Source organism: uncultured Stenotrophomonas sp. (assembly GCF_963519125.1).
Lineage (GTDB): Bacteria > Pseudomonadota > Gammaproteobacteria > Xanthomonadales > Xanthomonadaceae > Stenotrophomonas.
Map to the genome: position 1 here is coordinate 47,624 of NZ_CAUQLJ010000007.1, position 16,041 is coordinate 63,664.

Here is a 16,041-nt window from a genome sequence, read left to right on the forward strand (position 1 = left end):
CGCCGAAGCCGCTCGTTCCCGTTTCCCCTACAGGTATCGCCATGGACGCCCCAGCCACTGCTCCCACTCCTTCACGCGCGAACCGGCTGCGGCGCGTGCATGACCTCTATGCCGTGGCCCTGGTGGTCGCGCTGCTGTGCACCGGCGCCACCGTCGCGCAGGCACCGGCCGAACGCAGCACCCCCGGGGCGCCGCTGCAGCCGCCGGTCGAGATCCGGTACGGCGCCGACGGGGTCAGCCAGGGCACGCTGCGCGCGGCGATGTCGCAGGTCTCCGTGGGCGGCCAGCCGTACCGCGCGCTGGTGTTCAACGGCAACTACGACGCGCCGCTGATCCGGACGAAGCCGGGCGGCACCATCGCGGTGACCCTGGACAACCAGATGGACGAAAAGACCAACCTGCATTTCCACGGCATGACGGTGACGCCACTGGATTCGGGCGACAGCATCTTCCGCGAAGTCGGCCCGCACCAGCAGGGCCTGTACCGGTTCAAGCTGCCGCCGGACCACAGCCCGGGAGCGTACTGGTACCACAGCCATTTCCACGGCGGCGCCCAGCGCCAGGTGGAATCGGGCATCGCCGGGCCGATCCTGGTCGACGGCATCCTCGACCCGTTCCCGGAGCTGAAGGGCATCCAGGAGCGGGTGCTGGTCCTGCGCAACTTCCAGAAGACCAGCACCGGCAAGCTGGCCAGCGCGATCGTGACCAGTGCACCGTCGATCCGCACCGTGAATGGGCAGGCCGACCCGGTGATCGACATCCAGCCCGGCGAAACCCAGCTGTGGCACCTGCTCAACATTTCCGCCAACCAGTACTTCCGCGTGCGCATCAACGGACAGGACGTGCAGATCCTCTCCCGCGACGGCAACACCGTGACCAAAAAGGTGATGACCGACGAGCTGCTGATCGGGCCGTCGGCGCGCTTCAGCGTGCTGGTGGTGGGCCCGGCCGCCGGCGACCATCCGGTCGAGCTGGCCGCCGGCAACACCGGCGCGGCCGGTGACCAGTACAAGGGCGCACGCATCGCCACGCTGCGCTCGTCCGGCGCGCCGGTGCCCACCCGATCCATCACCAGTGCCTACCCGGCAGCGCAGGACCTGCGCAACGTGCCCGTCGCCAACGTCCGCCAGTTCGCGTTCCAGGACTCGCCCACCGACGGCGACGCGTTCATGATCAATGGCGAGCGCTTCGACCCGCGCCGGGTCAACACCACGGTCAAGCTCGGCGATGTGGAAGAGTGGCGCCTGTACAACCCGTCGCAGGAGCTGCACCAGTTCCATATCCACCAGACCGACTTCCAGGTGGTGGCGATCAACGACAAGCCGGTGCCGTTCAGCGGCTACCGCGACACGGTGTACATACCCACGCGCGGCTCGATCACCCTGCGCATTCCGTTCAAGGACCCGGTGATGCTGGGCAAGTTCGTCTACCACTGCCACATCCTCGAACACGAGGACGGCGGCATGATGCAGGTGGTGCAGGTGGTGCGGCCGGAAGACTACGAGCAGGCGGTGAAGCTGGCTCCGCTCGGCGGCATCTATGGCGACAACCAGACCTGCAGCTACCTGCAGAACACCGGCCGTGAGTTCGTGCTGCCCACCAATGTGCAGCTGCCTGCGGAGGTGCGCTGATGAACGCCGTGCGCCGAACCGCCCTCATGCTGGGCGTGACCGCCGGGCTGGGCCTGGTCTCCACTGAAGCGCGTGCCGACAAGGGCTACTACCCGAACGTCGGCATGGACTACAGCGCGGTGCTGCAGTACGACTACAGCCACGCCGAAGACACGCCTGCGCCGCGCAACACCACCGACTTCTACCCGGACATCCAGAGCAGCTTCTACGTACGCTTCAGCCCGAATGACCAGATCCGGCTGTCGACCGAACTCAATCCGATCAACCCGCCGGCCACCGGCGAGAAGCGGACCTTTGGTGACGTCGGGCTGGTGATCAACGAACTGAACTACTACAAGCTCACCCAGCACACGCAGCTGCAGGTCGGCAAACTGCAGGTGCCGTTCGGGCGCGCCATGGACGCCGCACCCGGGCTGTACACCAACGATTTCGTGTCGACATACGACCTCGGCGGCATGCTCGGCGCCACCTATGCCTATCGCTGGTTCGGGCAGAAGGCCGGCATGGTGCAGGGTGGAGTGAACCTCTACACCGCCGATACCACCGAACTCAGTCGGCCGTTCCTGCGCAGTGGCGGGCGCGCGCAGCGCTCGGACGGCGGACCGGCCAACACCGGCAAGCTGGACTCGTACGCGCTCACCGTGAACTGGAATTCGATTCCGGCACTGCCGTTCCTGGAGCTGGAAGCGGGTTACATGCGCAACCGCGCCGGCGTGGCGCAGCCGGATACCGGCCCCGCGGATGACGAGATCATCAGCGTGGTCTCGGCGCGCTACATCTGGGCGCCGGCATCGAGCGCGGACCTGGACAGCACGCTGCGTGGCCGCTACTTCGACGTGGTGCCGCTGGTGGAGTACGCCGACGTGCAGAATGAGGATGCGGTGGCCGGCAACGATACCCGCTACCTCACCACCTCGGTGACGGTGGACTATGGGCGCTGGGTATTCGGCGCCACCCGTACCGACAAGCGGCGTCCGTGGGCGCCCGGGGCAGGGCGGCACGATTACCTCAACGAACTGAGCATGGGCTACCGGGTCACCGGCCAGCTGACCATGGCGTTCTCGGTGGGCAGCCAGGCGCAGGCCGGACAGGATTCCAACCTGGTCGGTTTCGCGCTGACCTATGAAGGAGCGCACTGACATGCTGCGGACCCTGTGGCCGGCGTTCGTCCCGGCCGTGTCGTTGTCCTTGCTGCTGCTGTCGATGCAGCCGCTGGCGGCGCAGAACCAGAGCCTGATCGGTGGGCCGTTCAAGCTGACCGACCAGAACGGCCAGGCGGTGACCGACCGCAGCTTCCACGGCAAGCCGGTGCTGCTGTATTTCGGTTTCACCAGCTGCCCGGACGTATGCCCGACCGACCTGGCCCGCGTGCAGCGCATCGCGCGGCGCGTGCAGAAGGCGGGCGGGCCATCGTTGACGCCGGTGTTCGTCAGCATCGATCCGGAACGCGATACGCCGGCGAAGATGAAGAACTACGTGTCGCTGTTCGGGCCCGACATGGTGGGACTGACCGGAACGCCGGCGCAGATCACGGCAATTACCGATCGTTACCACGTGTACTACAAGAAGGTGCCCTACGGGAAGCCGGGCCAATACATGATGGATCACTCCACGTTCGTGTTCCTGCTCGACCGCAACGGTCGGTATGTGGATCACTTCGGGCGCACGGCCGATGAAGCGCAGGTGGCCACGCAGATCGTGGGTGACCTGGCGCGTACCTCGCCGCGCGCGCGGGTAGCGGGGGTGCCGCGGCGCTGAGGGTAACGCATTGCGTTGGGCAAAAAAAAACGCGGCCCGTGGGCCGCGTTGACGTGTTGCCATATCGTGCACGCCGCCAATCAGGGGCGGCCGTTGTTGTTGGCGGAGTTCGCCGCCTGGCGCAGCTCTGCATCCGCCTGCGCCAACAGCTCGCGGGCGCGTCCGGCGTGGCCTCCAAGGCGGTCGTCATTGTTCTGCTGGGCCGCAGCCACCAGCTGGTAAGCCTGCACGATATGTTCCTGCGCGGCGCGCAGGTCGCCATGGCGTTCGCCGATGTTGACCACCGGCTCGGCTTGGGCAGCACCGGCCAGTACAAGGGCGCCGAACAGGGCGAAGGGGGCGAGGCGGGTCATGCGGTTCATGCGATTACTCCGAAAGGGTTGGGGTTCCGTGATCCGCGTCAGCGCGGCCGGTGAGCACACAGTAGGGATTGCCAGATGCGGCTTCTTGACCTGGGTCAAGCCACGGCATATCCCCTCCTGAATACGCAGAACCAGTAGAAATACTGAGGTTTCTCATATTGCGGAACGCTGTTCCAATAAATATTATGGAACCGTAGTCCACATGTTGGATTACGCGCGCCACCGCCCCCTGCGGTGCCGCACCCACCGGCAACCACTGCCGGTCCGGCCGACCGGCACCACGCCTCCACGACGGCCCGCCTTATCGCTTTTTGTTCTGCGCATCAGACAGGGGGAAGGCGGCAGGCATATCCAGTCCTGCCAGTGCCCGGATACCGGGCGACGCTGTAGTGCTGGAGTTACGTGTCATGAGTACCCGTTCTGGTGCGCCGTCGGCGCGCTGCCGCGAATGTCAGTCCTGCCCGTTGGTCTCGGACTGTTTTCCCGGTTCCCTGGAGGCAGGCAACCTGCACGAGCTCGACGGCCTCATCGAGCACACCGCACCGGTCCACACCGGTAGTTTCCTGTTCCGCCAGGGCGACCCGTTCCAGTACATCTCGGTGATCCGGCTGGGCACGGTAAAGACCTATTCAATCGACCGCGAAGGCCGCGAGCAGACCCTGGGCTTCCACATGCCGGGCGACATCCTCGGGCTCAGCGCGATCGATGAAGAGCGCCACCCGTGCAACGCCATCGCGCTGGACACGGTGACCACCTGCCGGCTGCCGTTCCGGGTGGCGGCCTCGCTGTCGGCACGCATGCCGCAGCTGCAGGCCAAGCTGTTCCGGCTGCTCAGCCGCGACATCGCCCGGGCCACGCAGCTCTCGTGCAACAACAGCGCCGACGAGCGCCTGGCCGCGTTCCTGATCGGCATGGCCGACCGCATGGCCGCACGCGGCTACTCGGCCAGCCGTTGGCAGCTGACCATGTCACGCATGGATATCGCCAGTTACCTGCGGCTGGCGCCGGAAACGCTCAGCCGGTTGCTGCGCCGCTTCCAGGCCGAAGGCCTGGTCGCGCTCGACGGCCGCGAAGTGGAAGTGCGCGGCCGCGAACGCCTGCAGGCAATGGCGGCCGCCGAGGCGGACCTCGATCAGGTGCGCAGGGAAGCTGCGTAACGGGAGGTGAAACGGCTGGCCGCGAGCAGGGCGGTGACGATCACCGCCACGCCGACGATCAGCGCATTGGGCCACACCAGCACCAGCGCGTCGGCGGCCACTATCGCCGCCACCGCTGCGGTCCACACACCGGACACCACGTAATGCCCGCGGATGAAGCGCGGTGTCAGCCACGCGGCCGGATCGCCTTCCGGCCGGGCATAGCCCAGCGTGAAGGGGCGGCCGATCAGCAGCGATGCCAGCATCACCAGCAGCAGCACCGTATCAACCGCCAGCCGCACGCCCATCACCGGCCATGCCGGTCGGGTCAGGCCGGCGTACACGGCCAGGCCACCGAACACGATCAGCGAGACCAGTTCAAGCACTCCGCAATGCCGGCGTGGGCCGGTCCAGTCACGCGCGCACAGGATCAGCGCGGTCAGGGCGGCCGCGCACAGGGCACCGGAGGTGCCGAACAGGCGCGCGGCGATGGCAAACACCAGGAAGGGCAGCAGGCCCAGTAGGATGTTCATGGAGGAATTCCAGGGAGGGGAATTCCAGCCTAGACAGTACGCTGGCGTCGGGGTTGATCCAGGTCAAGCCCACTCCACCTCGCTGCCCTAAGAGCGGCTCAGGGCCGCCAGAACCCGGATTGGAATTCAGCAAAGGTCAGGTTGTTGTCATGGTCCACGTCCAGCGACTGGAACCGCATGTCGGCCACGCGCGACACCTCTTCCTCGGTGAGTTCGCCATCGCCGTTCAGATCGGCCACCCGGATCCGGTCGGCCGCGGTGAGCTGGCCATCGCGGTCCGGGCCCACCACCTCCTGGATATCCTCGACGGTGACCTTGTAATTGCGGTCGCCATCCAACAGGCGGAACAGCGCCGCGCCGTCGTACTCGTCATCGCTGACCCGCCCATCGCCATTCTTGTCCAGGGCGGCAAAGCGCTGCGCGGCGGTATCACCGACCTTCTGCGCATGGGCGGAGGCAACAACGCCCAGGCAGATCACAAGGGAGCAGGCGAGGGTAGAAGCAAGCTGGTTCACGGGAAGCTCCGCAGGGCGGCCAGGGAAGCCTCAGTCTCCACCAGCACATCGCCCCCCACACCCGTATTTCTACTGGCAAACGTACCTTGGGCACACCGTGTAGTGACACGCCACGCGTGTCAGAACCGCCAGCGCACCCCCCCATAAACACCCAGCCCATCCCCCGGCGTAGACCGCGCCACATCCTTCCCTGCATCGTTGTAGCCCGGCGTCACCGTAGCCGCGTAATGCTTGTCGCCGATGTTGCGCATCTCCACCCACGCCTGCCAACGGCCACCCGGCGCGTCGAAACCCACCCGCGTACCGAAGATCAGATGGCTGTCGGCGCGGAAACTGTTCGCATAGTCCACGAACATCGACGAGGCGTACTCGGTGTTGAGCGCCGCGTAGAACCCACCCGGATGATCGAAGCGCAGCTCGCCCTGGTAGTAGTGGCGCGGCAGGCCCGGCAGACGGTTGTCGCCGAAGCGCGCATCGTGGCGGTAACGGAAGTCGCTGAAGGTATACGCCTGGCGCAGCGACAGGCGACCGTCGCCGCCTTCCCACAACGTGCTGTCCAGCCCGGCCTCGATGCCGCGGTGCACGGTCGGGCTGGCATTGTTCTCAGCCACGAACAGGTTCGGCACCGGTGCCACCTCCACGCTGAGCAGCTCATGCCGCACCTGCGCGTAGTACCCGGTCAGTTCCCAGCGACCCAGCACGCTCTCGCCACGCGCACCCAGTTCCAGCGTGGTCGCGGTCTGGTTCTGCAGGTCCACCGGCGCGCGCTGGCGCCCGCTCGACGCGCCGTTGCCCGGCGCGAAGTAGCGGTTGCTGCCCCAGATCATCGACCACGGGTGCGCCGGTTCCACCGAACGGCTGAGGTTGCCGAACCACTGGGTAGTGGCGCTCTGCTGCCAAGTGAATCCCAGGCGCGGTGCGTAATCCCAGTTGCTGCCCTTCAAGCGCTCCGGCGTGGCCGGCCAGGTGACCTGCACATCCTTGCGCGTGTTGATCAGGGCCAGCCCGGTCTGCACGCGCAGGCGTTCGTTCACGGCCAGCGCGTTGCTCACGTGCAGCGAACTGTTGGTGCCGTGATGCGAGAAGTCGCGCGTGTGGGTGCCGGCCGGATAGCCGTTGCTGGGGAAGCGCAGGGTTTCTCGCACGTCCGCGTCGAGGTCGTGGGTCACGCGCAGCCCCACCGTGGTCACGCTGTCGCGGCCCAGCAGCGCATGCGCGCGCCGGTAGTCGAGCGTGGCATTGAGGTTGGTGTAGTCCAGCTGCTGCCGGTAGAGGCTCTCGTTGAGGTCCATCGGGTAGTGGTGGTACACCAGCCCGGCCTGCAGCGAGGAGTCGTCATCGATCTGCAGCGTGGTCATGTTGCCCAGCCAGGTGCTGCCCGGCTGTGGGCGGCGCGCATCGATGGCGAGGTTGGCCGGGTTGGCGGCGCGCGGATCGTTGCGGATCTGGTCGCGGGTCAGGCGCCCCGGCGTTTCGTGGTTGGTTTCGCGGTAGCGCAGGAAAAAGCGCGTTTCCAGCTGCGGGTTGATCTGCCAGCCCACGTTCGCCATCGCACCCTTGCCGTCGCCGGCGGCGTGCTGCTGGTAGCCGTCGTACTCGGTATCGGTATAGGCCAGGTAGTAGTCGACGCTGCCGGCGATGCCGCCGTAGCCGACGCTGCGCTTCTGGTAGCCGCGGCTGCCGGCTTCGTACTGCAGCTCCAGCCCGGCCGCATCGCGCCCGCTGCGGCTGACGTAGTTGATCGCACCGCCCAGCGCCAGCGCGCCACGTTCGAAGCCGTTGGCCCCGCGCAGCACGTCCACGCGGCTCAGCCACAGCGGCTCCAGCAGTTCGTACGGCGTGCCGCCCGGGCCGGTCAGCGGCAGGCCATCCAGCGAAACGGAAATGCCGGAGGCGTGCGCGCCCGGGCCACGGTTGATGCCGGAGCCGCGGATGGACACCTTGGTGCCTTCATTGCCGGGCGACTGCGCACTGATGCCGGGCTGGTAGGCCAGCACATCAGCGGTACCGGCCAGGCGGCCGTCGGCCTGCGCCAGGTCGATCACGTTGCCCGCGCCGGGCACGCGCTTGAGCGCGGCACGCGCCTGGTCGGCATCGCTGGCGGCGGTGACCTTCACCGCCTCCAGGGTGGTGGGTGCATCAGCCGGAGCGGCCTGCGCGGTCGCCGTCAGGGCAATGCACAGGGCCAGCGGCAGGGGGGACAGGGTGGGGCGGTACAACGAACGAAGGACAGGCATGCGTCTGGAACCATTACGGAGCGGGCAGCGGCAGGCGCGACGACCTGTAAACCGCGTTGAGGGCGCGAAAGTTAACAGGTTGCGCGCCCGCCGTCACCCGGCACCGGCGTAGGGTGGCATGGATCGGTAGGGTCGGTTCCCAAACGACCGCCGACCGCGTTGGCGACTTCCTTAACGCACGGACCCATGCAATCTCGCGTCGGACGGAGCCGCGATGTCGATCATTGCAACGCCATCGCCGGGCGCGGGATTGCCGTCGGCAGTCGACTGGGGTGCGACTCTACCGGCGAGGGTGCACCGGCAACGTCATATCGGGAATGGTCATACCGGCCAGCGTCAGGCCTGCCAGGGTCAGAAACTGTACGTCAGCCGCAGCCTCACTGTCTTCGGCTCGAACACGTGGAAATGAAGATCCTCGACACCCTCATCCGGCTCGCCAGGCAGACGCGAGGCGTAGAAATAATCGATGTCGTGGTCGTTCGAATCGAACAGGTTGAGCACGTCCAATTCCACGCCCCAGTTTTTCCACCGCTTCCCAACTGCAAGGTTGGCGATGATGGCGCCGTCTGATTCGACACTGGCGTCCTCAATCAGCGGATACGCCCCCAGATAACGCAAGCGCAGGCTGGAGTGCCACCCGTGTCCCCATTCCGCGTTCCAGCCTGCCGACACCACCCACGGCACCGCGCCGGGTATGGCGTCTCCTGCAGGATCGTAGTCAGAGAAGCGGGCGTCGGTGTAGGCGGCTTCCAGCTCCAGATTCCACAGCGGATGCGCGAACCAGTAAGCGGTGAGCTCGGCACCTTTGCGCTTGCTGGGTCGCGTCGCTTCAGTGTTGCCTGCATCGCCCACGAACAGCAGCTCCGAATCCAGCTCCAGCTGCCACAGCGCCAGCGTCGTCTGGAACTGCTCGGTCTGGAACCAACGTACGCCCAGCTCGCTGCCACGGGAACGCACCAGCGGTGTGACAGGGTCTGCCGCGTCGCCAGACACCGGGTCGATGTGCAGGGTGGTACCGCGCGCATCGTTAGAGTGGAATCCTTGTCCCCAGCTGGCATAGAGCTCGACCGGGTCGGCCACGCGCCACGCCAGCCCCGCTTTGGCGGAGGTGATGCTGTCGTCCGCGTCGCCGCTGTTTTCCGGCTGCAGTGCATCCACCTCGAAGTCGTAGTGGTCGCGGCGCAGACCGCCGTTGATGCGCAGCGTGTCGGTGATGCGATAGGAACCACCCAACCAGGCGCCCAGGCTGCGCTCGTCGACCCGGTCATTGCGGATGTAGTCCAGCATCCGGCGCTCGACCGTGTGCGCAAGCCCCACCGCACCGATGTCATCGCGACGACCTTCCAGCCCGGCCTGCACCCTCCAGCGCTCGCCTTCCCACTGCTGGTCCGCACGAAACCCGGTGACGGTGCGATCATCGAACTGGCGGAACTGATCGCCGTTGTCCGGATCATCCAGAAAGTAGGTGAAGTTGGACCAGAGCGAGAGGTCGTAGTCGATCCAGTACGCACTGACCCGCGTCTCACCGCCCAGCCATCCGCCTTGCCAGCCCGCCGACAGGGAATGGCGGCGGGAATCGCCACCCAGGGTGGTATCGATGGAACCGCGCTCGGAGATCAGGCCCTCGGCAACCGCCCGGGCAGGAATCTGATCCGGCGAATTCCAGCGGTTGTCATAGGCCATCAGCAGCGCATGCGCCTGGCCGTTACCGAGCGGCGCGGACACCCGCAGCAGCGCATTCTTCTTGTCCACATCCTCGTCGATATCGTCCCACTGCCCGTCGTACCCCTGCAGCTCCAGCGCACCGGTCACGGTCACGTTGCCGAACGTACCGCTGTCGGCGGCCACCACCCGACGATAGCCGCCCTGGCCAGCTTCCAACTGCAGCAGTCCCCGCGGCATGCCGTCGGCCAGCACGTAGCGCGCCGATCCCGCCGAGGAAAAGTCGCCCACGTCGATGTAGTACGGGCCTTTGCGATAGCTGAGCGCGTCGACCAGTTCCGGCATGATGAAGCTGAGGTCCGAATAGCCCTGGCCGTGGCCATGGCTGCGCAGGTTGATCGGCATGTCCTCGAGGTACTGCGCGAAGTCGGTACCGTGGTCCAGGTTGAACCCGCGCAGGAAGTACTGGTTCGCCTTGCCCGAGCCGGAGTGCTGGGTTGCGGCGACGCCGGGAATGAACTCGGCCATGTCGCCGGGGCGCAGGCGCGGTCGTCGCTCAAGCTCCTGGCGGTCCAGGCTGCCTTCCGAGGCAGTGGTGGCAACGCCCAGCAGGTTCTGCTGGCGGCCCACCACGGTGATGCGGTCCAGCGTGACCGGGTCGATGGACGCCGCCGGAGGCTCGGCACCCAAGGCGCAGGGCGGGCCCAGCAGCAGTGCATGGAGCATACCCACGTTTCGAACGCGTCGCCCGGCCATCCGCACCTCCTGTTGCAGGAATGGTGCAGAGGCTAAGTCGCGTGGGTCGGTCCGGCGTGAACCCCACGGCCGGGACGACCGTGGGGCGGTGGCGATGTCGGATTGCGGACAGCGGATCCTGCCTTAAAGAATGCCCGGCAGGTCCAACCCCTTTTCCTTCGCACATTCGATGGCGATCTCGTAGCCCGCGTCTGCATGCCGCATCACGCCGGTGGCCGGGTCGTTCCACAGCACGCGCGCGATGCGCTTGGCAGCGGCCTCGGTGCCATCGCACACGATCACCATGCCCGAATGCTGCGAGAAGCCCATGCCGACGCCGCCGCCGTGGTGCAGCGACACCCAGGTCGCGCCGCTGGCGGTGTTGAGCAGGGCGTTGAGCAGCGGCCAGTCCGAGACCGCGTCGGAGCCGTCGGCCATCGCTTCGGTTTCGCGGTTGGGCGAGGCCACGCTGCCGCTGTCCAGGTGATCGCGGCCGATCACCACCGGTGCCTTCAGCTCACCGTTGGCGACCATGTCGTTGAACGCCAGGCCCAACCGGTCGCGGTCGCCCAGGCCGACCCAGCAGATGCGCGCGGGCAGGCCCTGGAACTTGATCTTCTCGGCGGCCATGTCCAGCCAGCGGTGCAGGTGCGGGTTGTCCGGAATCAGTTCCTTGACCTTGGCGTCGGTCTTGGCGATGTCTTCCGGATCGCCGCTCAGCGCGGCCCAGCGGAACGGGCCGATGCCGCGGCAGAACAGCGGGCGGATGTAGGCGGGAACGAAGCCGGGGAAGTCGAACGCATTGGCCACGCCTTCTTCCAGCGCCATCTGGCGCAGGTTGTTGCCGTAGTCCACGGTCGGCACGCCGAGCGCATGGAAGCCGAGCATGGCCAGCACGTGGTTCGCCATCGAGGCGCGCGCGGCCTTTTCCACTTCCTTCGGGGCGGAAACGCGCTTCTCGTCCCACTCCTCCACGGTCCAGTCCTGCGGAAGGTAGCCGTTGACCGGGTCGTGCGCGGAGGTCTGGTCGGTCAGCAGGTCCGGCTTGACCCCGCGCAGCAGCAGTTCGTCCAGCACGTCGGCCACGTTGCCGAGCAGGCCGACCGACAGCGGCTTCTTGGCCGTGCACGACTCCTCGATCAGGCGCAGCGCCTCGTCCAGGTTGTCGGTCCAGGTGTCCAGGTAGCCGGTACGCAGGCGCATTTCGATGCTGCTCTTCCGGCACTCCACGGCCAGGCACGAGGCGCCGGCCATCACCGCGGCCAGCGGCTGCGCGCCGCCCATGCCGCCCAGCCCTCCGGTGAACAGCCACTTGCCGGCCAGGCTGCCGTTGTAGTGCTGGCGGCCCATTTCCACGAAGGTTTCGTAGGTGCCCTGCACGATGCCCTGCGCGCCGATGTAGATCCAGCTGCCAGCGGTCATCTGGCCGTACATCGCCAGCCCCTTCTTATCCAGCTCGTTGAAGTGGTCCCAGTTGGCCCAGCGCGGCACCAGGTTGGAGTTGGCGATCAGCACGCGCGGTGCGTCGGCATGCGTGCGGAACACGCCGACCGGCTTGCCCGACTGCACCAGCAACGTCTGGTCGTCTTCCAGACGGGTCAGCGTCTCCACGATCGCGTCATAGCTTTCCCAGTCGCGCGCGGCGCGGCCGATGCCGCCGTACACCACCAGTTCCTGCGGGCGCTCGGCCACGTCCGGATGCAGATTGTTCATCAGCATGCGCAGCGGCGCTTCAGTCAGCCAGCTTTTGGCGGTGAGCGTGGTGCCGGTGGGGGCGATGATGGTGCGGGTGGAATCGTGACGGCTCATGCAGCACTCCGGGAGTTCGCGAATTCGAGGCAGGCGTTGAGCACCTGCTGCAGGGTCTGGCGCAGCGGTGCAGCGTGGTCGGGGTCGAGCGGGGTAGGCCAGCTGTGCACGTCCACGAGTTCCGGCTCGTGCATGTAGCCACGGCAGGCCAGCTCCATCTGCAGGCTGTGCACGCCACCGGGAATGTCGCTGTAGTGGCGGGTGATCCAGCCGCCCTTGAAGCGACCATTGCGCACATGCGACAAACCACTGAAGCCGCAGATGTTCTCGACCACGTCGCTCAGTGCGTTGTCGCAGGACGTGTCCGGCGCCCCGGACGGACCGGCCGTGCCCAGGTTGAACTGCGGCAGCTCACCGTCGAACAGGTGCGGAATACGCGAGCGGATCGAATGCGCGTCATACACCACCACGGTGCCGTGGCGCTCGCGCAGCCGCGCGATCTGCGCGGCCAGTGCGTCGTGGTACGGCATGAACCAGGTATCGCGGCGTTGCGCGATGGCCGCCGCGTCCGGCTCGCGCCCGGGGTGGTACAGCGGCTGGTTGTCGAACGTGGTCAGCGGGCACAGCCCGGTGGTGTTCTGGCCGGGGTACAGCGACACCCCGCTAGGGTCGCGGTTGAGGTCGATCACCGAACGCGAGATCGCCGAGCGCACCGTGGTCGCGCCGATGCGCTGCGCGAAGTCGTACAGCTCATGCACCCACCAGTCCGCGTCGCGGCGGGCCAGCCACGGCGACACGAAATTGTCGACCAACGCGTCGGGCAGCTCGGTCCCGGTGTGCGGGAAGCTGACGATCAGCGGTGCATCGCCTTCATGCACCTGCAGCCAGTCCGGGTGGGCGTTCATGCCAGCGGCTCCACCTGCGGCAGCACCTCGGCCAGCCCTTCGGCCAGTGCGCCGCTGCGTACCAGTTCCGTCGCGGCGACCATGTCCGGATGGAAATATCGGTCGTCCTGCAGCGTCGGCACCTGCGCGCGCAGGCGCTGGCGCACGCTTTCCAGCGCGTCGCTGGAGCGCAGCCCGGTGTGGAAGTCGCAGCCCTGCGCGGCGGCCAGCAGTTCGATCCCCACCACATTCGCTGCGTTCTCGGCCATCTGCAGCAGGCGGCGCGCGCCGTGTGCGGCCATCGATACGTGGTCTTCCTGGTTGGCAGAAGTGGGAATGGAATCCACGCTGGCCGGGTAGGCGCGCTGCTTGTTTTCCGAGACCAGCGCGGCCGCGGTCACCTGCGGAATCATGAAGCCGGAATTGAGGCCAGGCTTCGGAGTGAGGAACGCGGGCAGGCCCGACAGCGCCGGGTCCACCAGCATCGCGGTGCGGCGTTCGCTGATCGAGCCGATCTCGCACACCGCCATGGCCAGCATGTCGGCGGCGAAGGCCACCGGTTCGGCGTGGAAGTTGCCGCCGCTGAGCGCCTCATTGGTGTCGGTGAACACCAGCGGGTTGTCGGACACGCCGTTGGCTTCGATCGCCAGCGTGGTCGCGGCCTGGCGCATCACGTCGAACGCCGCGCCCATCACCTGCGGCTGGCAGCGCAGGCAGTACGGGTCCTGCACGCGCACGTCGTTGTCACGGTGTGATTCGCGGATGTCCGAGCCCTGCATCAGGGTGCGCAGCGTGGCCGCTGTGGCGATCTGCCCGCGCTGGCCGCGGATGGCGTGGATGCGGGGGTCGAACGGCGTGTCAGAACCCTTGGCCGCTTCCACCGACAACGCACCGGTGACCAGCGCGGCCTGGAATACGGTTTCGATTTCGAACAGGCCGGCCAGCGCATAGGCGGTGGAGAACTGGGTGCCGTTGAGCAGCGCCAGGCCTTCCTTCGCGCCCAGTTCGATCGGCTGCAGGCCGGCACGCGCCAGTGCGTCGGTTGCGGGCAGGCGTTGGTCACCAATGAACGCTTCGCCGACGCCCAGCATCACGCTGGCCAGATGCGAGAGCGGCGCGAGGTCGCCCGAGGCGCCGACCGAACCCTGCGCCGGTACCACCGGCAGCACGCCCCTGACCAGCATCGCTTCGAGCAGCAGCAGGGTTTCCTCGCGCACGCCGGAAGCGCCCTGCGCGAGGCTGACCAGCTTCAGCGCCATCATCAGCCGCACCACGTTGGCCGGCATCGGTTCGCCCACGCCAGCAGCATGCGAGAGCACGATATTGCGCTGCAGGGTGGCCAGGTCCTCGCGTTCGATGCGCACGCTGGCCAGCTTGCCGAAGCCGGTGTTGATGCCATACACCGGCGCACCCTTGGCGACGATGGCAGCGACGGCGGCGGCACTGGCGCGCACCACCGGCAGCGCGCCGGGGTCCAGTGCCAGCGGTGCACCGCGATAGACCTGCCGCCACTGGGCGAGAGTGACATGGCCGGGGCGAAGAACCAGGGTGTTGCTCATGTGTTGCTCCAGGAGGCAGGCAGGTCGGGCTGTCCGCGCACCACGCGCGCGTGCAGCGGGTTGAATCCAATGCGATAGACCAGGTCGGCGGGGGCGTCGATGTCCCAGATCGCCAGATCGCAGTCCATGCCGACGGCCAGGCGGCCGATACGCTCGCCATGGCCCAGTGCGCGCGCCGCTTCACGGGTGAAGCCGGCGATGCACTCATCCACGGTCAGGCGGAACAGGGTGGCGCCCATGTTCATCGCCAGCAGCGGACTGGTCAGCGGCGAGGTGCCCGGGTTGCTGTCGGTGGCCAGCGCCAGCGGCACGCCGGCCGCACGCAGCGCGGCGATCGGGGGCAGGGTGGTGTCGCGGGTGAAGTAGAACGCGCCCGGCAGCAGCACCGCTACGGTGCCGGCCGCCTGCATCGCGGCAATGCCGTCGGCGTCCAGGTGTTCGATATGGTCGGCCGACAGCGCGCCGTGCCGCGCCGCCAATGCCGCGCCATGCTGGTTGCTGAGCTGTTCGGCATGGATCTTCACTGCCAGCCCGTTGGCCTTGGCGGCCACGAAAACCTGTTCGGCCTGCGCGGCACTGAAGGCGATGTTCTCGCAGAACACATCCACGGCTTCGGCCAACCCTTGCGCCGCCACCGTTGGAATCATCACGTTGCAGACTTCGTCGATGTACGCCTGCGCCTCGCGCCCCGGCGGTACCGCATGCGCGCCGAGGAAGGTCGGCACGATCTCCACCGCGCGCTGCCGTGCCAGCTCGGCGGCCACGCGCAGCTGCTTGGTCTCATCCTCGAGGGTCAGGCCGTAACCGGATTTGATTTCAACGGTGGTGATGCCTTCGGCCAGCATCGCGTCCAGCCGTGGCAGGCTGGCGGCAAGCAGTTCGGCCTCGCTGGCAGCCCGGGTCGCGCGCACGGTGCTGACGATGCCGCCTCCGGCGCGGGCGATGTCGGCGTAGCTCACGCCCTGCAGGCGCTGTTCGAATTCGTTGGCGCGGTTGCCGGCGTAGACCAGGTGGGTGTGGCAGTCGACCAGCCCGGGGCTGATCCAGCGGCCGCCGCAGTCCACCCGCTGCGCGGGTTGCAGGTGCGCGCCCGAAGCGGCCGGGCCCACGTGCACGATGCGGCCATCGGTGGCCGCGATCACCCCGTCGTGGATCACGCCCAGGCCGGGGCCGTCGACAGTGATCAGGTGGGCGTGGGTCCAGAGGGTGTCACAGTGCATGGCAGCAACCACAGCGGCTTATATGTCTATACAATATAGGCGCCACTTCCGGGATGTCCA

Annotated in this window: 13 protein-coding genes; 4 read left to right on the plus strand and 9 right to left on the minus strand. The window is 67.2% G+C overall.

Annotated features, from left to right (window positions below; all coding sequences use genetic code 11):
* Window positions 1-41 precede the first annotated feature (41 nt).
* Genes RYM47_RS07525 through RYM47_RS07535 form a run of 3 tightly spaced genes read left to right on the plus strand, consistent with a single transcriptional unit; the run spans window position 42 to window position 3,389 of the window.
* Window positions 42-1,631, plus strand: a complete 1,590-nt coding sequence (locus RYM47_RS07525; protein ID WP_315386922.1) for a multicopper oxidase domain-containing protein — start codon at window positions 42-44, stop codon at window positions 1,629-1,631.
* Window positions 1,631-2,770, plus strand: a complete 1,140-nt coding sequence (locus tag RYM47_RS07530; RefSeq protein WP_315386923.1) for a hypothetical protein — start codon at window positions 1,631-1,633, stop codon at window positions 2,768-2,770. Before RYM47_RS07525 ends, RYM47_RS07530 begins: the two co-directional genes overlap by 1 nt.
* 1 nt (window position 2,771) lies before the next feature.
* Window positions 2,772-3,389, plus strand: a complete 618-nt coding sequence (locus RYM47_RS07535) for an SCO family protein (RefSeq protein ID WP_315386925.1) — start codon at window positions 2,772-2,774, stop codon at window positions 3,387-3,389.
* Between the two features lie 80 nt (window positions 3,390-3,469).
* Here the strand turns inward: RYM47_RS07535 and RYM47_RS07540 are convergent, their stop codons facing one another.
* Window positions 3,470-3,751: a hypothetical protein gene (locus RYM47_RS07540; RefSeq protein WP_315386927.1), complete on the minus strand. Its 282-nt coding sequence runs from the start codon at window positions 3,749-3,751 to the stop codon at window positions 3,470-3,472.
* Between the two features lie 407 nt (window positions 3,752-4,158).
* On the opposite strand from RYM47_RS07540, the gene RYM47_RS07545 reads away from it, so the two are divergent.
* Window positions 4,159-4,908: a cyclic nucleotide-binding domain-containing protein gene (locus RYM47_RS07545; protein WP_315386928.1), complete on the plus strand. Its 750-nt coding sequence runs from the start codon at window positions 4,159-4,161 to the stop codon at window positions 4,906-4,908.
* On the opposite strand, the gene RYM47_RS07550 is transcribed toward RYM47_RS07545, so the two are convergent.
* The 8 genes from RYM47_RS07550 to hutI all read right to left on the minus strand — a co-directional run bounded on the left by RYM47_RS07550 (window position 4,884) and on the right by hutI (window position 15,981).
* Complete coding sequence (locus RYM47_RS07550; RefSeq protein ID WP_315386929.1) at window positions 4,884-5,420, minus strand: hypothetical protein; 537 nt, start codon at window positions 5,418-5,420, stop codon at window positions 4,884-4,886. The two genes, RYM47_RS07545 and RYM47_RS07550, sit on opposite strands and share 25 nt — an antisense overlap.
* Window positions 5,421-5,518: 98 nt before the next feature.
* Entirely contained in the window at window positions 5,519-5,935 is a 417-nt protein-coding gene (locus RYM47_RS07555) for a hypothetical protein (RefSeq protein ID WP_315386930.1), read from the minus strand.
* Window positions 5,936-6,054: 119 nt separating this feature from the next.
* On the minus strand, window positions 6,055-8,172 hold the full coding sequence (locus RYM47_RS07560; protein ID WP_315386931.1) for a TonB-dependent receptor: 2,118 nt from the start codon (window positions 8,170-8,172) through the stop codon (window positions 6,055-6,057).
* 351 nt (window positions 8,173-8,523) lie between these two features.
* Window positions 8,524-10,560 (minus strand): TonB-dependent receptor, encoded by a 2,037-nt coding sequence (locus tag RYM47_RS07565; protein ID WP_315386932.1) that lies wholly within the window; start codon window positions 10,558-10,560, stop codon window positions 8,524-8,526.
* Window positions 10,561-10,713: 153 nt separating this feature from the next.
* Window positions 10,714-12,378, minus strand: coding sequence for a urocanate hydratase (hutU, locus tag RYM47_RS07570; protein ID WP_315386933.1), 1,665 nt, complete (start codon window positions 12,376-12,378; stop codon window positions 10,714-10,716).
* Window positions 12,375-13,223: an N-formylglutamate deformylase gene (hutG, locus tag RYM47_RS07575; protein ID WP_315386935.1), complete on the minus strand. Its 849-nt coding sequence runs from the start codon at window positions 13,221-13,223 to the stop codon at window positions 12,375-12,377. Before hutG ends, hutU begins: the two co-directional genes overlap by 4 nt.
* Window positions 13,220-14,761: a histidine ammonia-lyase gene (gene hutH / locus RYM47_RS07580; RefSeq protein ID WP_315386937.1), complete on the minus strand. Its 1,542-nt coding sequence runs from the start codon at window positions 14,759-14,761 to the stop codon at window positions 13,220-13,222. Before hutH ends, hutG begins: the two co-directional genes overlap by 4 nt.
* Window positions 14,758-15,981, minus strand: coding sequence for an imidazolonepropionase (hutI, locus tag RYM47_RS07585; RefSeq protein WP_315386939.1), 1,224 nt, complete (start codon window positions 15,979-15,981; stop codon window positions 14,758-14,760). Before hutI ends, hutH begins: the two co-directional genes overlap by 4 nt.
* Between the last annotated feature and the right edge of the window lie 60 nt (window positions 15,982-16,041).